This is a genomic window from Staphylococcus sp. FSL W8-1268 (assembly GCF_038003965.1).
GTDB classification, from domain to species: Bacteria; Bacillota; Bacilli; order Staphylococcales; family Staphylococcaceae; genus Staphylococcus; species Staphylococcus hominis.
Genome location: NZ_JBBOQE010000001.1, coordinates 1,702,445 through 1,724,485, shown reverse-complemented (window position 1 = coordinate 1,724,485; position 22,041 = coordinate 1,702,445). Strand labels below are relative to the sequence as shown.

General features: G+C 30.7%; 28 protein-coding genes and 1 riboswitch. Of the genes, 15 read left to right on the top strand and 13 right to left on the bottom strand.

Translation table 11 applies throughout. The features are described from left to right. Positions 1–18 precede the first annotated feature (18 nt). Both ltaA and NST64_RS08775 read right to left on the bottom strand, forming a co-directional pair. A complete protein-coding gene (ltaA, locus tag NST64_RS08780) occupies positions 19–1,215 on the bottom strand; it encodes a lipoteichoic acid biosynthesis MFS flippase LtaA (RefSeq protein WP_002455525.1) in 1,197 nt (398 codons plus the stop codon). Beyond that, positions 1,190–2,368 carry a diglucosyl diacylglycerol synthase gene (locus NST64_RS08775; protein ID WP_002455524.1) on the bottom strand — a complete coding sequence of 393 codons (1,179 nt, stop codon included), beginning with the start codon at positions 2,366–2,368 and terminating at the stop codon, positions 1,190–1,192. The genes ltaA and NST64_RS08775 overlap by 26 nt, the downstream gene beginning before the upstream one ends. A 380-nt stretch (positions 2,369–2,748) precedes the next feature. On the opposite strand from NST64_RS08775, the gene NST64_RS08770 reads away from it, so the two are divergent. From NST64_RS08770 to NST64_RS08745, 6 genes are all read left to right on the top strand, one after another. After that, positions 2,749–4,233 carry a UDP-N-acetylmuramoyl-L-alanyl-D-glutamate--L-lysine ligase gene (locus NST64_RS08770; RefSeq protein WP_002448144.1) on the top strand — a complete coding sequence of 495 codons (1,485 nt, stop codon included), beginning with the start codon at positions 2,749–2,751 and terminating at the stop codon, positions 4,231–4,233. Then, positions 4,223–4,480: a YueH family protein gene (locus NST64_RS08765; protein WP_002448049.1), complete on the top strand. Its 258-nt coding sequence runs from the start codon at positions 4,223–4,225 to the stop codon at positions 4,478–4,480. Before NST64_RS08770 ends, NST64_RS08765 begins: the two co-directional genes overlap by 11 nt. Further along, entirely contained in the window at positions 4,477–6,039 is a 1,563-nt protein-coding gene (locus NST64_RS08760; protein WP_002455523.1) for a peptide chain release factor 3, read from the top strand. The genes NST64_RS08765 and NST64_RS08760 overlap by 4 nt, the downstream gene beginning before the upstream one ends. 120 nt (positions 6,040–6,159) lie before the next feature. Beyond that, a riboswitch (yybP-ykoY riboswitch) is annotated at positions 6,160–6,292 on the top strand. A gap of 56 nt (positions 6,293–6,348) precedes the next feature. Continuing rightward, on the top strand, positions 6,349–7,146 hold the full coding sequence (locus NST64_RS08755; RefSeq protein WP_002455522.1) for a TerC family protein: 798 nt from the start codon (positions 6,349–6,351) through the stop codon (positions 7,144–7,146). Positions 7,147–7,379: 233 nt separating this feature from the next. After that, a complete protein-coding gene (locus NST64_RS08750) occupies positions 7,380–9,239 on the top strand; it encodes a trypsin-like peptidase domain-containing protein (protein WP_049418723.1) in 1,860 nt (619 codons plus the stop codon). 18 nt (positions 9,240–9,257) lie between these two features. Continuing rightward, on the top strand, positions 9,258–10,616 hold the full coding sequence (locus NST64_RS08745) for a TrkH family potassium uptake protein (RefSeq protein ID WP_002448187.1): 1,359 nt from the start codon (positions 9,258–9,260) through the stop codon (positions 10,614–10,616). Between the two features lie 163 nt (positions 10,617–10,779). On the opposite strand, the gene NST64_RS08740 is transcribed toward NST64_RS08745, so the two are convergent. Then, positions 10,780–11,382: a CPBP family glutamic-type intramembrane protease gene (locus NST64_RS08740; RefSeq protein ID WP_049418725.1), complete on the bottom strand. Its 603-nt coding sequence runs from the start codon at positions 11,380–11,382 to the stop codon at positions 10,780–10,782. 15 nt (positions 11,383–11,397) lie between these two features. Further along, positions 11,398–11,574, bottom strand: a complete 177-nt coding sequence (locus NST64_RS08735; protein WP_002448045.1) for a YkvS family protein — start codon at positions 11,572–11,574, stop codon at positions 11,398–11,400. A 188-nt stretch (positions 11,575–11,762) separates the two neighbouring features. Between NST64_RS08735 and NST64_RS08730 the strand changes: the two genes are divergently transcribed. Next, positions 11,763–12,752: a lipoate--protein ligase gene (locus tag NST64_RS08730; RefSeq protein ID WP_049418727.1), complete on the top strand. Its 990-nt coding sequence runs from the start codon at positions 11,763–11,765 to the stop codon at positions 12,750–12,752. Positions 12,753–12,925: 173 nt separating this feature from the next. On the opposite strand, the gene NST64_RS08725 is transcribed toward NST64_RS08730, so the two are convergent. After that, the gene (locus NST64_RS08725; protein ID WP_340731166.1) at positions 12,926–13,987 is read right to left on the bottom strand and encodes a site-specific integrase; all 1,062 of its coding nucleotides are present in this window, start codon (positions 13,985–13,987) and stop codon (positions 12,926–12,928) included. A 184-nt stretch (positions 13,988–14,171) separates the two neighbouring features. On the opposite strand from NST64_RS08725, the gene NST64_RS08720 reads away from it, so the two are divergent. Then, complete coding sequence (locus NST64_RS08720; protein ID WP_340731165.1) at positions 14,172–14,789, top strand: ATPase; 618 nt, start codon at positions 14,172–14,174, stop codon at positions 14,787–14,789. Here the strand turns inward: NST64_RS08720 and NST64_RS08715 are convergent. The 6 genes from NST64_RS08715 to NST64_RS08690 form a co-directional block, all read right to left on the bottom strand. Continuing rightward, entirely contained in the window at positions 14,786–14,932 is a 147-nt protein-coding gene (locus NST64_RS08715; protein ID WP_340731164.1) for a hypothetical protein, read from the bottom strand. The two genes, NST64_RS08720 and NST64_RS08715, sit on opposite strands and share 4 nt — an antisense overlap. 72 nt (positions 14,933–15,004) lie before the next feature. Beyond that, positions 15,005–15,556 carry a hypothetical protein gene (locus NST64_RS08710; RefSeq protein ID WP_340731163.1) on the bottom strand — a complete coding sequence of 184 codons (552 nt, stop codon included), beginning with the start codon at positions 15,554–15,556 and terminating at the stop codon, positions 15,005–15,007. A 56-nt stretch (positions 15,557–15,612) separates the two neighbouring features. Then, entirely contained in the window at positions 15,613–16,014 is a 402-nt protein-coding gene (locus NST64_RS08705) for a sporulation protein (RefSeq protein ID WP_311054252.1), read from the bottom strand. Positions 16,015–16,150: 136 nt separating this feature from the next. Beyond that, a complete protein-coding gene (locus NST64_RS08700; protein WP_340731162.1) occupies positions 16,151–16,702 on the bottom strand; it encodes an Ltp family lipoprotein in 552 nt (183 codons plus the stop codon). Between the two features lie 101 nt (positions 16,703–16,803). Then, complete coding sequence (locus NST64_RS08695; RefSeq protein ID WP_340731161.1) at positions 16,804–17,265, bottom strand: ImmA/IrrE family metallo-endopeptidase; 462 nt, start codon at positions 17,263–17,265, stop codon at positions 16,804–16,806. Positions 17,266–17,277: 12 nt separating this feature from the next. Continuing rightward, positions 17,278–17,613, bottom strand: a complete 336-nt coding sequence (locus NST64_RS08690; protein WP_340731160.1) for a helix-turn-helix domain-containing protein — start codon at positions 17,611–17,613, stop codon at positions 17,278–17,280. A gap of 193 nt (positions 17,614–17,806) precedes the next feature. Here NST64_RS08690 and NST64_RS08685 point away from each other — a divergent pair, with 193 nt between their 5' ends. The 3 genes from NST64_RS08685 to NST64_RS08675 all read left to right on the top strand — a co-directional run bounded on the left by NST64_RS08685 (position 17,807) and on the right by NST64_RS08675 (position 19,221). Next, on the top strand, positions 17,807–18,055 hold the full coding sequence (locus tag NST64_RS08685) for a helix-turn-helix domain-containing protein (RefSeq protein ID WP_340731158.1): 249 nt from the start codon (positions 17,807–17,809) through the stop codon (positions 18,053–18,055). Between the two features lie 156 nt (positions 18,056–18,211). Beyond that, the gene (locus NST64_RS08680) at positions 18,212–18,985 is read left to right on the top strand and encodes a phage antirepressor (RefSeq protein ID WP_340731157.1); all 774 of its coding nucleotides are present in this window, start codon (positions 18,212–18,214) and stop codon (positions 18,983–18,985) included. Between the two features lie 2 nt (positions 18,986–18,987). After that, positions 18,988–19,221, top strand: coding sequence for a hypothetical protein (locus NST64_RS08675; protein WP_340731156.1), 234 nt, complete (start codon positions 18,988–18,990; stop codon positions 19,219–19,221). On the opposite strand, the gene NST64_RS08670 is transcribed toward NST64_RS08675, so the two are convergent. Together NST64_RS08670 and NST64_RS08665 are read right to left on the bottom strand one after the other, a co-directional pair. Next, entirely contained in the window at positions 19,178–19,678 is a 501-nt protein-coding gene (locus NST64_RS08670; RefSeq protein ID WP_340731155.1) for a hypothetical protein, read from the bottom strand. The two genes, NST64_RS08675 and NST64_RS08670, sit on opposite strands and share 44 nt — an antisense overlap. Positions 19,679–19,839: 161 nt before the next feature. Continuing rightward, a complete protein-coding gene (locus tag NST64_RS08665) occupies positions 19,840–20,688 on the bottom strand; it encodes a DUF4393 domain-containing protein (RefSeq protein WP_340731154.1) in 849 nt (282 codons plus the stop codon). A 64-nt stretch (positions 20,689–20,752) separates the two neighbouring features. Here NST64_RS08665 and NST64_RS08660 point away from each other — a divergent pair, with 64 nt between their 5' ends. From NST64_RS08660 to ssb, 4 genes are all read left to right on the top strand, one after another. After that, positions 20,753–21,055: a DUF771 domain-containing protein gene (locus NST64_RS08660; RefSeq protein ID WP_242281838.1), complete on the top strand. Its 303-nt coding sequence runs from the start codon at positions 20,753–20,755 to the stop codon at positions 21,053–21,055. Positions 21,056–21,089: 34 nt separating this feature from the next. Then, a complete protein-coding gene (locus NST64_RS08655; RefSeq protein ID WP_340731153.1) occupies positions 21,090–21,263 on the top strand; it encodes a hypothetical protein in 174 nt (57 codons plus the stop codon). A 76-nt stretch (positions 21,264–21,339) separates the two neighbouring features. Beyond that, on the top strand, positions 21,340–21,585 hold the full coding sequence (locus NST64_RS08650; protein WP_077699532.1) for a hypothetical protein: 246 nt from the start codon (positions 21,340–21,342) through the stop codon (positions 21,583–21,585). A gap of 17 nt (positions 21,586–21,602) precedes the next feature. Then, entirely contained in the window at positions 21,603–22,031 is a 429-nt protein-coding gene (ssb, locus tag NST64_RS08645; RefSeq protein ID WP_340731152.1) for a single-stranded DNA-binding protein, read from the top strand. Positions 22,032–22,041: the final 10 nt, after the last annotated feature.

Genomic DNA, 22,041 nt, shown 5'->3' with positions numbered 1-22,041 from the left:
ATGTTTTGACTTCTTTTTTTAAGAATATTTTTGATGCTTTTTACTTTTGATAAAATAAATGCCATAAAAAATAGCGAGTAATAGAAAAATGAAAGCTGAGACATAGAATGTATTATTTAATCCATTTGAGAATTGAGCGATAAGGCCTCCGAAAAGAGGACCAATCATTGAACCAAAGCCTTGGACACTATTAAATACACCCCAAGTTTCTTCTTGTTCAGACGGATCGATATGTCCAGCCATAAAAGTATTCCAAGCAGGTAATAAAATGCCATACATTAAACCTATAAAGGCGGCAACTATCCATACAACAATAATATTGTTAACTAGTGAGAGACCAAAAATAAATAGCGTAAACAATATGAATCCTACAAAAATAACGGCATACATAAAGCCAGTGCTATTTTTATCGATTATTTTAGATAAAAATAACATTGATATTGCACAACCAATACCACCAATAGCGATAGCAACAGTATATTCAATAGTTGTTACCCCCACAACTTTTGTAGCATACGTCGGCAATATTGGAAGCAAAGCTGATATTGAAGCACCTTGCAACAAAATACCTGGGAATAAAATCATATGACGCTTCATTACTTCTACGATTTGACCTAATTGTTCTTTTACAGGTTTAGTATCGTAATTTGTGAGTTTTACATCTACAAAATAATAAAGTATCCATGCAATAATGACGACAAGAGACATCGTGAATGCAAAACGCGTTGGATGTATTTTGACTAGAACATTCATAAACGCCCAGCCTACAAGCAAACCTAATAACCATGCAAAATATACATAACCCATTTGTTTGCCACGTTGACTTTCTTCCACACTAGATAACATGATTACCCATATTGGACTGACTGCAATTCCTAGCATAATTGCACTAATAATGATAATGATAGGATTAGCTGGAAAGAAAATAATTAGAAACAAGCTTAAAAAAGCTAATAAAAAACCTAAATTAAGGACAATTTTAGTCCCAAATTTCTTTAATAAAAAACCAATCACAAAGTTTGTAGCTGCATCTGAAATAAAATGAATAGATAACGCTGCTGAAGTCACAGCTACAGCGATAGAGGTTACAGTAGGTAAATAGTTAACATAACTTAATACATACATTCCCCTAGCAAATTCCATTAAAAATAAAATAACGAGCATTATTTTAAAGTTTTTACTTATGCTTTTATTGTTTGACAAAGAACTTAGCATATAATGGCACCTTTCCATAAATTTCTTGCTGTTGAGATGAATGATTGAGCATATTCAATAAATCGATACAAAGTCGATGAGTTGAATAATCTACTCTATCCTGACGCATTGTATTTATCATTAGAGTTAATTTGTTCGAATCATGTGTTAATTCAGAGACAATATCAATTGCATCTTCAGGAGTATTAGCAATTCTACCATACCCTTTTTCTTGGAAATAATACGCATTTTCTAGTTCTTGTCCTGGAGCAGGATTTAAGAAAATCATTGGGATACTTCTTGTCAAACCTTCGGATATCGTAATCCCACCTGGTTTAGTAATCATTAATTGACTTGAAGCCATCCATTCATTCATATGTTTTGTATATCCTAAAATGAGAACGTTGTCGTAAGATTTAAATCTGGCTTCCAAATTACGTTTAAGTCCTTTACTTCTACCACAAATCATAACGACTTGAGAATGAGGACTTTTTTCTAAGATACGTTCTATCATATGTTCAAAACCTTTTGATACTCCAAAAGCACCTGCAGACATAAGGATAGTATTTTTTTTAGGATCTAAATGATATTTTTTTAGCCAAGCCTGTTGATCAATATCCGCTTCAAATTTATCAGAAATAGGGATACCCGTGACTTTAATTAAAGATGCCGGTACACCAACGTTTACGAAGTCTTCTTTTGTATCTTTAGTAGCTACATAATATCTATGAGAATTTGGAGTAATCCAGTTTTTTTGTAGACGATAATCCGTCATGACTGTTGCAATAGGGATACGCATGTTAAATTGTTCAGTTAATACTGACATCACGGGCGTTGGAAAAGTCATTAAAATCAAGTCAGGCTTTTCTTTTAAAAGTAGGTTAATCAGTTTATTTAAACCATAGTATTTATAAAAACATTTATCTAATTCATCTGGTCGACTATAATAAAAGTTTTTATACATATTTCTAAAATATTTAAAGCTATTGATATACCATTTTTTACAAATAGACGTAAGGATGGGATGTGCTTCCATAAATAAATCATGCTCAATAACAGAAATATGAGGTAGATTCATGTCATTCAATTGATTGACAATACTTTGTGTCACTTGTAAATGACCATTTCCAAATGATCCAGTGATAATCAATATCTTTTTATTTTGAGTAACCATTAATAGTCACCCTCCAATAATTTAAGTTTAATCCATCGAATGATGTATTACAGTAAAAAATACATACTAGTATAAATAATATGTATTTCATTCAAGGAAGTCATAAAATTCATTTATAGTGAATTATAGCATATTCGAACAATGATTACTTTAACTTTATACCCTTATCCTAGCACTAATAAAGTGAAATGTAGGAGGCTTACACTAAGATAAGAAAAAATTTATAAATAATTAACTTAGAATTAATATTAATAATACAGAACATACAAAAGTTATTTGATTTTAAGTAGTTCAGAATTTACTTTTTTAGGTGAGAATAAATTTATCAACAACTTTAAAATGTGTATAATAGAGATATTGAAAAAAAGGAGCGATACATTTTGAATGCGAATGAGTTGTTCAATAAAATAAGAGTTAAACAAGTTATAGGAACTTTAGATATAGATATCACTGATATTACTACAGATTCACGAACTGCTAGTGGAGAAAGTATCTTTGTAGCTTCCAAAGGATATACCGTAGATAGTCATAGATTTTGTCAAAATGTCATTGACCAAGGAACTAAAATTATAGTTGTAAACCGTAAGCAAGAAGTTAAAGGAGAAGTAACACAAGTTATTGTACCTGATACTTTAAGAGTAGCCAGTATATTAGCGCATACATTATTTGATTATCCAAGTCAACAACTCACTACCTTTGGGGTCACTGGTACAAATGGTAAAACTTCAATCGCGACGATGATTCACTTAATTTACAGGGGATTAGACAAAAATAGTGCATATTTAGGTACGAATGGATTTCAAATTAATGAAGAAAAAACAAAGGGGGCAAATACTACTCCTGAAACTGTATTGCTTACTAAGAAAATTAAGCAAGCTGTAGACAGTAAAGCTGAAGCAATGACTATGGAAGTCTCAAGTCATGGATTAGCTCTAGGACGATTAAGAGGGGTAGAATTTGATGTAGCTGTTTTTTCAAATTTAACCCAAGATCATTTAGACTTTCATGGCACAATGGAAGCTTATGGACATGCTAAATCATTACTATTTAGTCAATTAGGTGAAGATTTATCAAAAGAAAAGTATGTGGTGTTAAATAATGATGATGATTTCTCTAAATATTTAGAAACAGTAACACCTTATGAAATATTGACATATGGTATAGATAATGAAGCACAGTTTATGGCTCAAAATATCAAAGAATCTTTACAAGGTGCACAATTTGATTTTGCTACTCCATTTGGCACGTACCATGTTTCATCACCATATGTAGGTAAATTTAATATCTCAAATCTTATGGCAGCTATGATAGCAGTGTGGAGTAAAGGAATCGATTTCAAAGATATCGTAGAAGTGGTGAAATCTTTAGAACCTGTTGAAGGGCGTCTAGAGGTTTTAGATCCATCACTTCCAATCGATTTAATTATTGATTATGCACATACTGCTGATGGTATGAATAAACTGATTGATGCAGTGCAACCTTTTGTTAAACAAAAGCTCATCTTTTTAGTAGGCATGGCTGGCGAACGTGATTTAACAAAAACGCCTGAAATGGGGGCTGTTGCATGTCGAGCAGACTATGTGATTTTTACACCTGACAATCCAGCAGATGACGATCCTAAAATGTTGACTGCAGAACTTGCTAAAGGTGCAACACATAATAACTATATAGAATTTGAAGATCGAGCTGAAGGTATTAAACATGCTATCGAAGTCGCGAATCCAGGTGATACAGTTGTACTTGCTTCTAAAGGTAGAGAACCTTATCAAATTATGCCAGGACACGTGAAAGTGCCACATCGTGACGATTTAATTGGTTTAGAAGCTGCGTATAAAAAGTTTGGAAAATCCAACTATGATCATTAAGCAACTTTCTGAACAAAATGAAATAATCAATGTCTATCTATATGAACACGTGCATCATTCTTATTATATGATAGCTATTCCAGATATGTTTTGGTCTGTAGAATTAAATGCACAACTCAATGAACAGGAAATAAATGAAGAGTTAATAATGCAATTATTTACATTTAAAGAAGAAAGTGAAGCATTGCGTATAGCTTCTCAGTTATCTAAGTGGATAATAAAGGATTTAAAGGAGAATAATGAATGAGTTTAAAAGAAGAAATAGAATCAAGAAAAACGTTTGCTATTATTTCACACCCGGATGCTGGTAAAACGACGCTAACTGAAAAATTATTATATTTTAGTGGTGCTATTCGTGAAGCGGGTACTGTAAAAGGAAAAAAAACAGGGAAATTTGCAACCAGTGACTGGATGAAAGTAGAACAAGAACGTGGTATTTCTGTAACCAGTTCAGTCATGCAGTTTGATTATGATGATTATAAAATTAATATTCTAGATACACCAGGACACGAAGATTTTTCTGAAGATACATACCGAACATTAATGGCGGTTGACAGTGCAGTAATGGTTATCGATTGTGCAAAAGGGATCGAACCACAAACATTAAAATTATTTAAAGTATGTAAAATGAGAGGCATTCCTATCTTTACTTTTATCAACAAATTAGACCGTGTAGGTAAAGAGCCATTTGAACTATTAGAAGAAATAGAAGAAACGTTAAATATTGACACATACCCAATGAATTGGCCAATAGGAATGGGACAAAACTTTTTTGGTATTATTGATCGTGAGACTAAAACTATTGAACCTTTTAGAGATGAAGAGAACATATTACATTTAAATGATGAGTATGAACTTGAAGAAGAACACACCATTGGCAATGATAGTGCTTTCGAACAAGCGATTGAAGAATTTATGTTAGTTGAAGAAGCTGGCGAAAAATTTGACAATGGAGCATTATTAAATGGCGATTTAACTCCTGTATTTTTTGGCTCAGCATTGGCTAATTTCGGGGTTCAGAATTTCTTGAATGCATATGTAGATTATGCGCCTATGCCTAATGCTCGTCAGACGAATGAAGAAGTTGAAGTTAGCCCGTTTGATGACGAGTTCTCGGGTTTTATATTTAAAATTCAAGCGAATATGGATCCAAAACATAGAGATAGAATTGCTTTTATGAGAGTAGTCAGTGGCGCGTTTGAAAGAGGTATGGATGTGACCTTGCAACGTACCAATAAAAAACAAAAAATCACACGCTCTACCTCTTTTATGGCAGATGATAAAGAAACCGTCAATCACGCTGTAGCTGGAGATATTATTGGATTATACGATACAGGTAACTACCAAATTGGTGATACATTAGTTGGAGGTAAACAAAAATTTAACTTCCAAGATTTACCACAATTTACACCTGAAATTTTCATGAAAGTCTCTGCTAAAAATGTTATGAAACAAAAACATTTCCATAAGGGAATTGAACAGCTTGTGCAAGAAGGTGCGATTCAATATTATAAAACACTTCATACGAATCAAATTATTCTCGGTGCAGTGGGTCAATTACAATTTGAAGTATTCGAGCACAGAATGAAAAATGAATACAATGTAGATGTCGTCATGGAACCTGTAGGTAGAAAAATTGCACGTTGGATTGAAAATGAAGAGGATATTCAAGATAAGATGAACACGTCACGTTCTATTTTAGTGAAAGACAGATATGATAAGTTTGTTTTCTTATTTGAAAATGAATTTGCTACACGTTGGTTTGAAGAAAAATTCCCAGATATTAAACTATATAGTTTATTATAAAAAATGACAATATAAGGTTTAATTTAAAATAATAATAAAGAGATACAATATTTTTAGCTTTAACATTGTTTATATATACCAAATCTGGTTATAATACTCTTAACAAATAAATACCTATGACTTAATGTCAGAGGGGAGTAACTTGAGAATTTGAGGGGCTATATTACTAACATCTTAAATTCAGCATTTTATCGTCATTACGAAGTTGATACTTCCGGTAAAATGAGCAAATTTGCTAAGTGAGACCTTTGCTATGAATTAGCATAGGTCTTTTTATTTGTAAAAAATAAATAAAGGAGCTGTCTTTTCATGGATCCAAGCTTAATTTTACCTTATTTGTGGGTAATATTAGTGTTAGTATTTTTAGAAGGATTACTAGCAGCAGATAACGCGGTTGTAATGGCAGTAATGGTTAAGCATTTACCACCAGCACAGCGTAAAAAAGCATTATTCTATGGTTTACTAGGAGCATTTATTTTCCGTTTTATTGCTTTATTTTTAATTAGTATTATTGTGAATTTCTGGTTTATTCAAGCGATTGGTGCTGCATACTTAATTTTCATGTCTATTAGAAATCTTTGGAATTTCTTCCATAAGAAAGATGAAGAGGAACAAGTTGGGGATGAACATCATTATGATGAAACTGGCGCTGAAAAGAAAGTAAGTGCTGGAAAATTTTGGGCTACCGTATTTAAAGTAGAGTTTGCTGACATTGCCTTTGCAATTGATTCTATGTTAGCAGCAATGGCTATTGCAGTGACACTTCCTAAGATGGGTATTCATTTTGGCGGAATGGATTTAGGTCAATTTGGAGTCATGTTCATCGGGGGTATGATTGGTGTTATTTTAATGCGTTTTGCAGCAACATGGTTTGTTGATTTATTAAATAAATATCCAGGTTTAGAAGGTGCCGCTTTCGCAATTGTTGGCTGGGTAGGTATTAAATTAGTAGTTATCGTATTAGCTCATCCAGATATTGGCGTATTATCAGAAGATTTCCCACATAGTACGTTATGGCAAGCAATCTTCTGGACTGTAATGATTTTATTAGTTGTGATTGGATGGTTAACATCAGTACGAAAAAATAAAAAGAATGCTAAGCATTAGATATAATCGATACCTTTTGAAGTTTTTTATAAGAGACTTCAAAAGGTTTTTTCAATTAATAACTATTTGTATAATATTTTTAGAAAATATTTGACAATCGTTTGCTTATTAACACTAATGATATTAAAATTTAAGTAATATATAAATTAATTCAGATAGATATATAACCACATAAAAGTAAATCATTTTTTTAGTGATATATATTGTGATTTCAAGGTTAGGAGTGGGCATCTTTGGATAATGATAAAAAACAAGTGATACCGCGTAGTAAATATGGGCGTAAACGTCACGAATACTTTCATAATGAAGAACGCGAGGAACGTATTGAACGTGAAAGACAAAAGCGTGAACATTTAGCGGAAAAAGAACAGCATCAAGCAAAAGTAAATGAAGAACGTGTCAAAGATAATTTAAGAAAAGCTAGAATTGAGAAATTAACACAAGAAGAAATTCAACAACAACAACATTTAGCTAAGTTAAGATCAAAAAGAGATGCATCAAAAACAGCTAAGAAAAATAATAGGCATCATTTAACTCTGCCTGAAGAACAACATCTTAAACAAGAAGACATACATAATGAGAAATTGAAACAGCAAAAACCAATTTCGAGTAATGGCTCAAAAAGTGAAAATGAAACGAATAAATCTATAGAACCAACTTATAGTAGATTGAATAAAAATAATGAATCTCGTCAAAAGTCTAAAAAAGAAAAAGACAATCAGCATAATGATACAATTAAAACACAATCTAAACATCCAACAATAACTGAAGAATCATACACTTCAACTAAGGATAAAGAATCAATCGATACTGAGAAAGAACAAATGTCAACTCAGCAACATTCAACTCAAGTAGAACATACTAAGAGTGAACAATCAAAGCACATATCTAATTCTGATAAGAATACGACAGAAAATATATCGGATCAACAACCTCATGAATCACATGAACAATCAGCAAATGATACACAAAATAAGATCGTTGACTTTTTAAAAGAACATTGGATTAAAATTTTAATCGCAATTGCTTTAATATTAATCTTAGTTTTAGTAAAAGCTATTTTTACTGAACCTTCTCAAGAGCAACATTCAAATCAAACACATACACAAGATAAGAAGTACACAACAACTATGAAAAACGCTAATAATACTGTCAGATCAGTGGTAACAGTAGAAAGTGACGCACCTAAGAATATTTCAGTTCAAACAACAAATTCAAAATCAGATAATGAACTTGGCTCAGGTGTCGTCTACAAAACTGTAGGCGATACTTTTTTTGTATTAACAAATACGCATATTGTTGGTGAAGCGGATAAAGTTAAGATTACATATGGAGAGAATAAAAGTATAAAAGGTGACGTTGTCGGAAAAGATAAATGGTCCGATATTGCAGTAGTAAAAGCAAAAATCAATAATAAAAATATTAAACCTATCCATATTGGAAATTCAAATAAATTAGTTTTAGGGGAATCGATATTAATTGTAGGTAATCCTCTAGGAGAAGAGTTTAGAAATACGGTATCTAAAGGGATTATTTCAGGGTTAAATCGATTGGTTCCTGTTGATTTTGATAAAGATAATAAAAATGATGAATTGATGCAAACGTTTCAAATTGATGCTTCCGTTAATCCAGGACATTCAGGTGGAGCTGTAGTTAATAAAGATGGGGAGCTTATTGGTATCGTCTCATTAAAAATTAATATGCCAAGTATAGAAGGAATGGGTTTTGCTATTCCCATTAATGAAGCTAAATCAATTGCTAAAGAGCTTGAAAAAAATGGGAAAGTAAATTATCCCAATACTGGAATAGCTTTAGAAAATGTGAATGATTTAAATCATTATGAACGCTCACTTTTAAAATTACCTAATGATATAAATGATGGGATTTTAGTGAAAAAATTAAAAGATGGCGGTTTAGGTAAAAAATCAGGTTTAAAAATTGGTGATGTCATTGTAAAATTAGAAGGTAAAACATTAAAAGATAATTTGCAGTATAGACACATCCTGTTTAACCATCGACAAGATTTAAAAACGTTATCGGCTAAAATTTACAGAGATGGAAATATTCAAGATATAGAAATTAATTTGAAATGACATTGAGGTGACAAACTAATGTCTATTTTCAGTAAATTATTCAAAAAATCAACGCCTCAACAAGGTATTGTTTTATATTATTTAATTGCAATTGTCGTTGCATTTTTATTACTCAATTTACCTTTTGTACATAAACCTGGCGTGAAGGTAAGTCCTATAGATACGTTGTTTGTAGCTGTATCTGGAATTAGTGTGACCGGTTTAACGCCAGTCAGTATTATTGATACCTATTCATCATTTGGCCAACTTATCATTTTAATTATCTTAAACATCGGTGGCATAGGCGTAATGGCGATAGGTACAGTGTTGTGGGTAGTACTTGGTAAACACATTGGTATGCGCGAACGTCAACTTATTATGCTTGATAATAATAAAGACACAATGAGTGGGACAGTTAAGCTTATTATTGAAATAGTTAAAACAATCATGACTATCGAAATTGTAGGTGCACTCTTGCTTGCATTTTATTTTTACAGAGACAATCCTGATTTGAAAAATGCTTTAATGCAAGGTTTGTTTGTATCTATTTCAGCTACTACAAATGGTGGGTTAGATATTACTGGTCAATCGCTAGTTCCATATGCCAAGGATTACTTTGTACAAACTATTGTAATGTTTTTAATTATTCTTGGATCAATTGGTTTTCCAGTATTACTTGAAATCAGAGCTTATATACGAAATAGAGTAAGTCATTTTAGATTTTCTTTATTTACTAAAATTACAACAACTACTTACTTTTTCTTATTTATATCTGGATTTTTATCTATTTTAGCACTTGAGTACAATCATGCATTCAAAGGATATAATTGGCATCAATCTTTATTCTATGCATTATTTCAATCTGCAACTACACGTAGTGCTGGATTACAAACCATTGATGTGACACACTTTAGTGATGCAACAAATGTCATTATGAGTATTCTCATGTTTATTGGATCTTCTCCGAGTTCAGTAGGAGGAGGTATTCGAACAACGACATTTGCGATACTTATTTTATTTGTGATTAATTTTAATAACAATACAGAAAAATCATCGATTAAAGTATTTAATAGAGAAATTCATATCATCGATATACAGCGTTCTTTTGCTGTGTTTATAATGGCGACAGTACTTACTTTTGTAAGTATCATTATTATATTAGCAGCAGAAGCCAATAATTTATCATTCTTACAGGTATTTTTTGAAGTCATGTCTGCATTTGGAACATGTGGACTATCACTTGGGGTGACAGATAATATTAGTAGTATTACTAAGGTAGTCTTAATGCTTCTTATGTTTATAGGACGTGTCGGTTTAATATCATTTATTATTATGATATCTGGGCGTAAAGAACCTGATAAATTTAGTTATCCAAAAGAAAGAATTCAAATTGGATAAACAGAGAAAGGAAAGTGGGATACATTCATTTTGAATTCGTTATCCTACTCTTTTTTGTATATAGATAGTTATGTTTTAAATGAAAAAGTAATATCGTTATTGAAATGAATCGTGATACCAATCAAAAAACCTTTTCTTAGTTTTAGCAACTAAGAAAAGGTTTTTATCCATGAAAAATAAGTAATAAAATGATGGCAACAATTTGACCTAAAGACGATGTAACAATACGTCTTGTATACTGATAACTCAATGATAATATGACTTGAGCTATAAAGATAAAAATAACAATCCACCATTTATCAAGATAGATAAATAAAGAACTAGAACATAATGCAGGTATTAAAATTGTTATCCAGCGAGGTAGTCTGAATTTATTTAACTCTTTTTGTAAGACAGCACGCATGTATAACTCATGACAAGGAATGACAAATAAGATAGTAATTAACATTTGCCATTTAAAATATACACCCGTTCTTGATAATTCTTTAATTAATTCGGTATAAGTAATTTGTGACGATATAAGTGAAAATATAAGTTGTATTATCGCTAATACAACACCTGTGATTACTCCCACACCAATAGAGGTTAATAGACGTTTTGATGTGATATCCCGTTGATAAAATACATAACTAATGCCAGCAATTAACATTATACCAGTATATAAATACCAATATTCTTGATGTTCTCCCCACATTATAAATAAGATGAGATGAAATACAATAAAACTTGCAACAAACCAAATTAAGGGTTTAGATGTATTTTTCATTTAATATTAACCTTCTTATTCAACGATTTTATATCGTTTGTGATTAATAACTGTTTTTTCAGGTAAATCTAGTTCATTAAAATTTTCCATAATTGTCAAATCAACAATAACTGAATTATCATTAATTTTTTCAACACGGCCTCTTAAACCGTCATAAAATTCTACAATATTTCCAACTTCTGCAACAGTCATTTCGAGTCCTCCTCAAATCATAGCTAGACTATATTGTACTAAAATTTACACTACAAATAAACAAATATATACTAAAATTAGAAAATATTATATTATTTTTGAAAATAATGCCATAATTAAGTTAAACAATCGATAATGGATGATGTATTGCATTATTAAATTTTAAAAGAAAGAGAAAGGTGAGTACTATGAAATTTGTAAGTAATAATAATATTACTGACCCTACAATTAACCTAGCTATGGAAGAATATGTACTTAAACATTTACCTGCAGATGATAGTTACTTTTTATTTTATGTTAATGAACCCTCAATCATTGTAGGTAAAAATCAAAATACAATTGAAGAAGTTAATAAACAGTATATAGATGATCATCATATTCATGTTGTACGACGAATTTCTGGAGGAGGAGCTGTGTATCATGATAAAGGAAATTTGAATTTTAGCTTTGTAACGAGTGATGATGGTAACAGTTTTCATAACTTCAAGAAATTTACTGAGCCTATTGTTCAAGCTTTACAATCTATGGGTGTAGATGCAGAAATGACAGGCCGTAATGACATTCAAGTAGACACAGCTAAAATTTCCGGAAATGCTATGGTTAAGGTTAAAAATCGTATGTTTAGTCATGGTACATTAATGTTAAATAGTGATTTAGAAGAAGTACAAAACGCATTAAAAGTGAATCCTAAAAAAATTCAATCTAAAGGTGTGAAATCTGTACGTAAACGTGTAGCAAACATTGAAGAATTTTTAGATGAATCTATTACAATCGATCAATTTAAGCAAATCATTTTAAAAACTATCTTTGGTGAGCATGAAGTAGAGGAATATCATTTAACGGAAGAAGACTGGAGCAATATTAAGCAATTAAGCAATGAAAAATATCGTACTTGGGATTGGAATTATGGTAAAAATCCTAAATATAATTTTGAACGGGACGAGAAGTTTGAAAAAGGATTCATTCAAGTTAAATTTGATGTCAAAAAAGGAAAAATTGAACATGCTAAAATCTTTGGCGATTTCTTTGGAGAAGGAAATGTCAATGAATTAGAAGATGCTTTAGTAGGAATATTACACGATTATACTCATATAAAAGAAGTAATGGAAGACTATGACTTTTATCATTACTTTGGTGATATTGATAAAGACAGTATATTGAAATTAATGGCGTATTAGTTTCAATATAAAAAAGGAGTCAAATTGTAGAAACAATGGCTCTTTTTTTATATAAAAAAACTCTTTACTTAAAAAGTAAAGAGTTAAATGACGGAAACGGAGGGATTGTCTGTTGCCTTTAAATAGGCGTTTTTAAGCACTTCGTTGTCGACTTGTTGTCGGTTTGAGATACCTTAGAAAAAAGAGAGTTTTGAATCTAACATTTCATCTTCTTGTAACTTCATTTCATCTAGTAAATGACTATACACTCGCCATGTAATTTCTATGTTTGCATGGCCAAGTCTTTTACTAACATATTGTATACTAAATCCATGGCCTAATAACATAGAAGCGTGAGTATGTCGTAATGAGTGGAGTCCATAGTCACTTTTTAATTCATGTTTGGCCAGAATGTTTCTCATTGCAGTTGTCACTGCTTTATTAGTAATGAGTGAAACACCAGTATTAAATATATAGCCATCTTTATGAAGCGGTCTAGAATTGATTACATCTATTATATGTTTCATATCCTTAGAAGTAATGGTTACATAACGATCAGCTGATTTTGTTTTAGTTCCTCTCAAATGAATAGTATTCTTACTCTTATTAATATCCATTCTTTTGAGTTTCTGAACTTCTCCAAATCTTGCACCAGTCGCGATTAGAATATAAATTGCTAGGTATGATAAATGTGACTTAGTTGAAGCGGTCTGCTTTAACAGTTGATAATCTTTTAAAGATAAATACTTTTGTTTTTCACTCATTGCTGCTTTTTTCTCATATATTGGCGCATTCCAAGTTGGATCTTTATAAATTAGACGTTCATTTAATGCATCTTTAAATGCTTGAGAAAAACAATTATTTAATTTTTTTACGCTTTCTTTTGTTCTTCCTTCTTTACGTCCACCAATAAATTGACCTTCAGCATATTCTTTAAGCATTTCTCTATAACCTAATTGGCTAACATCTTTAATAAGAATAGAACCGAATTTTTCTTCAAAGACATTTAAAGCGCTATAATATCTGTTTAGCGTAGATTGAGACACTCTATCTACTTTATTAACTTTTATCCATCTATCAAAGTATTCTATAAAAGTAATATCATCTGCTAATTGGCCACCTCTACTCAAATCGATATATAATTCTTTTTCAGCTTGCGAAGCATCTCTTTTGGTTCTAAAACCTCTTTTTCTGTATCTCTTACCATTATATTGAAAGTCATAAGTCCAAGTGCTATTGATTTTTTTTACAGACATAAATTTCCTTCCTTTCTAAAGTGATGATTATATTAAAAATTCACCTCCTTAAAGAACATACGTTCGCATTAATTGTTAAAAAATAATAAGGGTAGGCGGACTACCCAATAACTATAGTTAAAAGTAATAGGTTAATATAAAAGTATAGATATATGTTATAATTAAATAAAAAGTAGGTGTCTATATGTTCCAAATTCTTAGCGGCTTGTTTCTTAGTGGAGTTTTAGGTTACATTCCCTACAAGTATTTATCGTTTATTGGTTTAGTAAGTGAAAAAAATAAAACCATTAATACTCCCGCTTTATTATTGTTTTCGGTGGAAACATTTTTAATATGGTACATTACTTTTGCTTTATTTTTAGGTAATCAAGGTATAAACCATTTAAATACAATTAATCCCTGGAAATTGTTAATTGCTACCATCATATTTTTGATTGTTTTCGCTTTAATGATTTTTGGGATAAACGTAATTGTAATTAAAATTATAATTAAATTAATTAACAGAACTAGAAGTAAATTAGATTTAGATGATATGAGCCTGTTAGATAAAAGAGATAAATTATTTAATAATAACCGTAATCCCGTGTATATTGTGGTTTATGATTTTGATGATAAAATTATAAAACAAGGTGAATTAATGGCATATAATTCTTCAACGAGTGACTTTGATTTACTTGAAATTAAATATCAAGGTTTTAATGTATTTAATCTTCCTGATAAAGATGAGCTATGGGAAAAGCATTCACTTATCGATCTCAAACAACAAATAAAAATAGATTTATATTTAATGAACGAAAATTAGTCATTATTTTTCGCTTTTTCAGATAGCTTTCTTTTTAATTCTTCTGATGATTCTTGTTTTTCAAAACTTTTATTTGCTGGATTACTTCGAGTAACACCTTGCTTTTTTATTTTTTCACTATAATTTTTATTATCTTCACTCATTTATCTCACCACCTTTAAAGTCTACTAATGTAGGCTTTTTTTTGTTTATATTAAAGCGTCGCTAGGGCGCTATTAATCTTGAGGACCGTACTGATTCTCAATTGCTTGATTGAATTGATTGCCAGCTTGTTCTTGTATTCTTTGACTTTCTTCGTCGCTTATTAAACCTTTTTCATTATCTTCAATAGCTTGTCGTTCTATAGCCGTCTTTCTATCTAGTGCGTTTGCAACATCACCTTTAATATATTCTTCTGGCACTTCAGAGTTTTTAGGTATTTTGACATTTTGTTGTTGATTATTATCAGTTTGAGTTTGTTGAACTTGTTGTGTTTGCTGTTGTTCCTGAGTTGCAGGTTGTTGTATTTGTTGTTGAGATTGAACTTGTTCGTTTGTAGCAGATTCTTGCGTGTTTTGTTCTTCAGTAGAGTTATCTTCTTTTTCTTGAGTTTTCTTTTCTTCTTTAGACTTTTTATCCTCTTTGGATTTATTATCTTTTTTATCGTCAGCTTTCTTTTCAGTTTTATTTTCTGACTTAGTATCAGAATCTTTGTTAGATGTGTCATCATTACCACACGCGCCTAGAATTAAAGCACTACTAAAAATTAAAGCTAAAAATTTTTTCATTATATATCTCCTTTGATTTATTATTAATAATAAGATTTTATACAAATATCAATTTCTTATTTGAAAACAATTTTATCTTCATCATAAGCATCAACTGAATAACCTACATATGCATGTGTTTTTAATATTAAATGTTTTGGTTCGCTTTTAAATTCATATTCATAAATATTAAATTTGAATTCTTCTGTTATTGTATCGTGTTCTTTTAATTCAACATTTGTGTGTAATGTAAATGTTTGTAATTCATTTTCTAAAACAGGAAATTGACTCTTTTTATCAGGATTTTCATATCTTTCTACTAAAGTTAATGAAACTTTGTTAATAGTTTGAGAAGAATTACCACCCTCTATTCTTACAATTCCTTCCAAAGTATCATTACTATGAATACTTTTATTTTTTACTAAAGTTTCAACCTTCACAGAGTTTATTCCAATAGAAGCAAGTAGATTTTCAAACATAGAACCAAATCCTTTCTTATTAAATATTTTAATTAAACAATTACCATAACACTAATCAATTTTATGCAACTTATAAACCCTCAACGGCTCAAATGTGATAGAGTAAAACAAAAGGGTACCAAGTACCCTCATCATTCTACTTATCTAAGTTGTCTACTGCATATTGCGCTTCTTCTTCTGTGAATTTATCGCCAGAATTTGAGATTAATTGATCATAAATTGCATCTTTAGACATATTCATGTCTTCTTGATAAGACTTAGCGCTTTCTAATGCATTTTTCTTATAATCAGCTTTCAAGTGATCAACCGCATATTGTGCATCTTCTTCTGAGAATTGGTCTCCAGCACTAGAAGTTAATTGTTCATAAATTCCTTGTTTAGACATATGCATTCCGTCCGCATAATTTTTAGCTGAATTTAATGCTGCTGTCTGTTCTTTAGAAGCATTTTTATCTTCTTTTACTTCTGAATTACCATCATTCATTTGTTTATCTACTTCGTTGACAAAGGCTCCAGTACATGATGTAAGACCAATAATTAATAATATTAATAAAACTAAACAACCACCGCAGCCGAAAAGCCAACCTTTCTTACGTTTTTTCTTTTTCTCTTCTTCCTGTTGTTTTTGATATTCTTGAAACTGTCTAAACTGTCTTTCTTCTTGTTCGTTATTAAATTTTTCTTCCATGATTTTTCTCCTGTATGTAGATTAAGCCTTTATATTCATTTGTATTCTAAGGTGAGGCACTCGTTTTCTTATAAAAACCACCGCCTTTAAATATGTAATATTCATATATCTTTATATTCAAACACTCGTAATGGCTCAAATTGAATAACATATTTACCACAACGAGTTGAGTGTCCAAATTTACGCTGATAATGATTCAAAGTTTGAAGAACAAATGATTCGCTTACTTCAAAATAATCAGCTAATTCATATAAATTGTGAACATTTTGTAGATATGCACTTATTAATTCTTTAAGAGGTATCAGAATTTCACAAGCCAACCTACGAGCTTTTAACTCATACTTTCTACTTTGTACATCTTTGTCATCGAGTATGTTTCCATAAGTAATTTCATGGTGTGCTAGTTCTTCCGCTAAAGTTTCCAATTTTATTGTAGTAGGGCGATTACTATTAATAAATATTTCGCCATTCATATAGAAACCAGACATAAACTTAGGTATGCTTCCAGTTTCGTTTATAGATATGTAATCATACTTTTTTAATAAATCTTCGTATCTCCCCATACAAAACACACCTTATTTTTTTCTATTTCTGATAAATTGAATAAATTGTTCTACTTCTTTTTGCTCATCTTCAGTTAAATCTGAATAATCTAAATGAGCAGCCATTGTATCTTGATTTTTTTGAGGGTTAAATGATGGATCAATATCAGATTTATTTACATTTAACGCATCAGCTATTTTTTGAACATTTTCAGGATTAATTAATGTTTTATTGTTTAAATAGTCAGAAATTGTACTGCGTGAAATTCCAGATTTATTTGCTAAGTCTAATTGTCTTAAACCTTGTGCTTTCATAATTTTTCTAATATTAGTAGATATTTGAAGTTTCAATTCGTAATTTCTATCCATATTTTTTACCTCTCGAAAAAAATTTTTAATTTGTAATTTGATAATTCCATTATATAGGAAGGAAAATGTATAAACAAGTATTTTTCCGAATTTATCCGAATATTTTTCTTTGAAACGGAATTTTCCGTTTGACATTCCGAATTAAATCGGTTTATAATTAGTACATACTTAAAGAAAGCGAGGGATAAAAGAAATGCAAATTACTATGAGAGCCGCTAGAGTTAACGCTGGTTTAACACAAGAGAAAGCATCTAAAAGGCTTGGTATTAATGCTGACACTCTTTCTAGATATGAGAAAGATAACTCTAGAATACCTAGAAATATTATTGCGGAAATTCCAAAAGTTTATTTTATAGATAGCAATAATATTTTTTTTGGAAAAGAAACCGAGTTTTTTCGGAATTTATCTAAAGAGAATACAGAAAAAAATATAGAAACTTAATAATTAAAAACTCAGTGAGTTTCAACGCTCACATTGAGCGTATAAGAGCGAGAGTGAGCGACGATATGAGCCATACCACAATACATTATTAGGTCATTGCCAAGACTGTACGTTGAATGTGGGCGTTGAATGAAGAAGTTAAGGAGGAACTAAAAAATGAATGAATTACAGGTTTTTCAAAATTCACAATTTGGAAATTTAGAAATTTTAACTATTGAAGGTAAAGAATGGTTTCCAGCAATTCAAGTAGCAGAAATTTTAGGATATACAAACCCACACAAAGCAGTTAGAGATCATACAAAAGAACGTGGGGTAACGATTCGTTCAGTCATCGATAAATTAGGTAGAAAGCAAAACAAGAAATTCATTGATGAAGGTAATTTATATAGATTAATCACACGTTCTAAACTACCCCAAGCAGATGAATTTGAAGAATGGGTGTTTGAAGATGTTCTACCTTCCATTCGTAAACATGGTATTTACGCCACAGACAATGTAATTGAACAAACACTACGTGATCCAGACTACATTATCAACGTACTCACAGAATATAAGAAAGAAAAAGATAACAACTTAATCCTAAAACAACAGATTGGTGAGTTAAAACCAAAGGCCGATTATGTAGATGAAATCTTAAAATCACCAGGCACAATGACAATTACACAAATTGCAGCTGATTATGGATTGTCTGCACAAAAGCTGAACAAGTTACTACATCAAGCTAGATTACAACGTCGTGTCGGTAAACAGTGGGTGCTTTACGCAGAACATATGAACAAAGGCTACACGAAATCACACACTATTGAAATTGTTCGTTCAGATGGACGACCAGATACTCAACCACAAACACGTTGGACTCAAAAAGGTAGATTGAAAATTCATGAAATCATGACTGATTTTGGTTATGAAGCAGAAGTAACGGAGGCATAGAAATGGAAGAATACATGAATGATGCAGAATGGAGACTTTATGGCCTGAAATCTGATTATGAGAAAAAAATTAAAGCAGCTAGAGAAGAAAATACCCAAAGAACGTTTGAACTACACGACAAAATTTTAAATGAATTTAAAAAAGAAGAACTTACGTATAGAGAAGCATACGCAGTCCTTCAATTAGTTCATCTTACTTTGAAACATGAGTCAGAGTTTGTAAATCTTCATCAGTAACCAAAGTAACAAATTGTACTTTTGAAGATTCATCAATCTCTATAAATGGAAAATCTTCACCAGTTTTTAGATTTTTAACATTAAAAGCAAAGTTATCTAATTGAGATGAGTCGACTTCAAATTGACCTATATAAAACTTTAATAGTCTATAAACGTCGAATGCATTTTTGTTTTCTAAGTAACGAATTATTTTCTTTAAAGGTGATTCAAGACCTTCGAATTCATTACCAGAACGTAATTTACGATATAACCTTTCAGTCATCAAAGGTATTTTTTCTTTATCATCATCTGATTTGATACTACTGAAAACAGCATTTTGGCTTGCAGTATCTTTGATGAAATTAGCAGTAAGTAATTCATTATTTAATTCAAAAACAATATTCCAATTTTTAGTTACATGCTCTTTGTTCGCTTTTTGAATTAAAAAATCTAAAGATTGTAAGAATTTGATATCCATAAATTTCACCTTCCTTCGATAAGGGATAACTACATTATACAAAAAGGAGGCATCGCAATGCTTCAAAAACTAAAAATAGCACTCCTAATCGTCATCTTGGCGGAGGAGATTAGAAGTGCTAGAAATTATAAAAAAGCTATAGGAAAACCTTTTTCAATACACTAGAAACAGCAGTGAGTAAACGCTTTGCCAAAAGCAGTTATTTCTATCATTCCTTTATCGAATTCAATACAAGCTGGTTTTACTAAGTTATAGATTTCTTCAGTAGATATATTGCTACGACGAGATAATGCATCGACACCAAAAAGATTAATTAAATAAAAGGCATTACTATAAACATCATGTTTATTTTTTTCATATTGCTTCGTAAATTTATCGATAAATTCATAACTAAAAAAATTATTATAATTCCTTTTATCTGTGTAATAGTTAGTCCCAATGTCAATTTTTAACAAACCAATTCTTTCAAGATTATTCAATGCAATCTCTGTATCAGCAATAGTTAATGGAGAATTATTTATTACAACATCTGATAAAAAGTTCATTCCCAAATTATTACCTTGTACTGCTTTATACCTAACAGCAGGAATTGTATCTCGATTACAAAGGGATTTGAATAAAATGGCATCTTTAGGAGACATTTGTTTTATTATTTCAACGAATGAATGATGTATTTCATTTGTTTTACTATCATCCATAGCAGCAGCAATTAAATTAGAAAAAAGTTCTCTAATATTTTGTTCACTAATGTAGAATTTTGAACTCTCTATTGCTGGACCAATTATTGAAAGTTCAGGTTCTTTTAAGTTATCTCTAGGTATATTTTTTATTTTGGCTTCAATATTAGCTTTAAAGTTTTCTAAATCTTGTTGACGCTTATATTGTTTTTTAGCAACCCAGTTATGATAGCCACCAAATATTAAATCCCATGTAGTATTTAAGGTTTTAATAGGACCATCAGCAGCACCTTCAATAATTTTGTCTAAACCTTTACCAATTATAGGATCCATTATTACTACACCTCCTTTTATCGCAATAGCGATAACTAAATTATACATGAAAGGAGCATACAAAATGAATCAAACACTAACAGTTACCATACCAGATACACACGTACTGATACCTAAAGTAGAACTTGAAAAGTTAATTAGTAAAACATTGCCAGTTACTTGGACAATGGAAGATCTCATTCAAGAATCTAAATTGAGTAGATATCTAATATTTAAAAGGATATTAGAAGTGCCTAGATTCAATAAGTATTTAAAAGAAAATGGCATTTGGTTTGAAGGGCAAGGTGGAAGTTCATCACATTATTTTGATGCTGAACTAATGCGGAAGTTCTTGAAAGATTTTAAAAAAGAAATTTATAACGGTTAATCAAAAATAAAATCACTAAAAGGAGGTGATATAAATGTCGTATTCAGAAGCAGCATTTATCGTTGCGATTCTAATATTCACATTAGTTTCAATCGTACTAATAACTGCACAATTCTATATTATGCATGCACTAGGTATTTCACTGTTTGCAGCATTAGCAACGTTTCTCTATTTCGATAAAGAATTCGAAAAGATAAAAAATGACTGATGCTATCGGCAAATAGCAATCAGTCCAATCTCAAATGTTAAATAACTAATTTTATCTTACAACTGGAGGCGTAAATGTGCAAGAACCATATGTAAGTATTCCGCAAAGTGAACTACGTAATCTTTTATTAAAGGCATCTAAAGTAGAAAAGCTAACAGTTCAACTCGAACATGCAAACAATCAATTAGAAAATGCATTGGAATATATATCAGAATTACACAGACAAAATGATGATAAATCGAAAAGTATAGCAGATTTAGAAGTTAATTATAAAACGTTAGAAACAAATTACAACGAAGTTATTAGCTATAAAACTAATTAAGTTAAGGAGAGATTTATTTGATTAATAGAGCAACGTTAGTAGGAAGGCTAACAAAAGATCCTGAATATCGTGTAACACCTTCAGGGGTAGCAGTAGCGACATTTACTTTAGCTATTAACAGAACGTTCACTAATGCAAATGGAGAAAGAGAAGCGGACTTTATTAACTGTGTAGTATTTAGAAGACAAGCAGAGAATGTTAATAAATTCTTATTTAAAGGTAGCTTAGCTGGTGTTGATGGGCGCTTACAATCAAGAAGTTATGAAAATCAAGAAGGTCGAAGAATATTTGTTACTGAAGTGGTGGCAGATAATGTTCACTTCTTAGAACCAAAAAATAGTAAGAGTGGCCAACAAACTAAAAGTAATGATCAACCAGTAGGTAATAATCCATTCCAAAACGCTAATGGGCCGATTGATATTGGTGATGAAGATTTACCGTTCTAAGGCAATAAAC

Bases quoted from the DNA above. Each gene is read 5' to 3' on its own strand.
- ltaA (WP_002455525.1), bottom strand. From the start codon at position 1,215: ATGCTAAGTTCTTTGTCAAACAATAAAAGCATAAGTAAAAACTTTAAA.
- NST64_RS08775 (WP_002455524.1), bottom strand. From the start codon at position 2,368: ATGGTTACTCAAAATAAAAAGATATTGATTATCACTGGATCATTTGGA.
- NST64_RS08765 (WP_002448049.1), top strand. From the start codon at position 4,223: ATGATCATTAAGCAACTTTCTGAACAAAATGAAATAATCAATGTCTAT.
- NST64_RS08760 (WP_002455523.1), top strand. From the start codon at position 4,477: ATGAGTTTAAAAGAAGAAATAGAATCAAGAAAAACGTTTGCTATTATT.
- NST64_RS08755 (WP_002455522.1), top strand. From the start codon at position 6,349: ATGGATCCAAGCTTAATTTTACCTTATTTGTGGGTAATATTAGTGTTA.
- NST64_RS08745 (WP_002448187.1), top strand. From the start codon at position 9,258: ATGTCTATTTTCAGTAAATTATTCAAAAAATCAACGCCTCAACAAGGT.
- NST64_RS08740 (WP_049418725.1), bottom strand. From the start codon at position 11,382: ATGAAAAATACATCTAAACCCTTAATTTGGTTTGTTGCAAGTTTTATT.
- NST64_RS08735 (WP_002448045.1), bottom strand. From the start codon at position 11,574: ATGACTGTTGCAGAAGTTGGAAATATTGTAGAATTTTATGACGGTTTA.
- NST64_RS08730 (WP_049418727.1), top strand. From the start codon at position 11,763: ATGAAATTTGTAAGTAATAATAATATTACTGACCCTACAATTAACCTA.
- NST64_RS08725 (WP_340731166.1), bottom strand. From the start codon at position 13,987: ATGTCTGTAAAAAAAATCAATAGCACTTGGACTTATGACTTTCAATAT.
- NST64_RS08720 (WP_340731165.1), top strand. From the start codon at position 14,172: ATGTTCCAAATTCTTAGCGGCTTGTTTCTTAGTGGAGTTTTAGGTTAC.
- NST64_RS08715 (WP_340731164.1), bottom strand. From the start codon at position 14,932: ATGAGTGAAGATAATAAAAATTATAGTGAAAAAATAAAAAAGCAAGGT.
- NST64_RS08710 (WP_340731163.1), bottom strand. From the start codon at position 15,556: ATGAAAAAATTTTTAGCTTTAATTTTTAGTAGTGCTTTAATTCTAGGC.
- NST64_RS08705 (WP_311054252.1), bottom strand. From the start codon at position 16,014: ATGTTTGAAAATCTACTTGCTTCTATTGGAATAAACTCTGTGAAGGTT.
- NST64_RS08700 (WP_340731162.1), bottom strand. From the start codon at position 16,702: ATGGAAGAAAAATTTAATAACGAACAAGAAGAAAGACAGTTTAGACAG.
- NST64_RS08695 (WP_340731161.1), bottom strand. From the start codon at position 17,265: ATGGGGAGATACGAAGATTTATTAAAAAAGTATGATTACATATCTATA.
- NST64_RS08690 (WP_340731160.1), bottom strand. From the start codon at position 17,613: ATGGATAGAAATTACGAATTGAAACTTCAAATATCTACTAATATTAGA.
- NST64_RS08685 (WP_340731158.1), top strand. From the start codon at position 17,807: ATGCAAATTACTATGAGAGCCGCTAGAGTTAACGCTGGTTTAACACAA.
- NST64_RS08680 (WP_340731157.1), top strand. From the start codon at position 18,212: ATGAATGAATTACAGGTTTTTCAAAATTCACAATTTGGAAATTTAGAA.
- NST64_RS08675 (WP_340731156.1), top strand. From the start codon at position 18,988: ATGGAAGAATACATGAATGATGCAGAATGGAGACTTTATGGCCTGAAA.
- NST64_RS08670 (WP_340731155.1), bottom strand. From the start codon at position 19,678: ATGGATATCAAATTCTTACAATCTTTAGATTTTTTAATTCAAAAAGCG.
- NST64_RS08665 (WP_340731154.1), bottom strand. From the start codon at position 20,688: ATGGATCCTATAATTGGTAAAGGTTTAGACAAAATTATTGAAGGTGCT.
- NST64_RS08660 (WP_242281838.1), top strand. From the start codon at position 20,753: ATGAATCAAACACTAACAGTTACCATACCAGATACACACGTACTGATA.
- NST64_RS08655 (WP_340731153.1), top strand. From the start codon at position 21,090: ATGTCGTATTCAGAAGCAGCATTTATCGTTGCGATTCTAATATTCACA.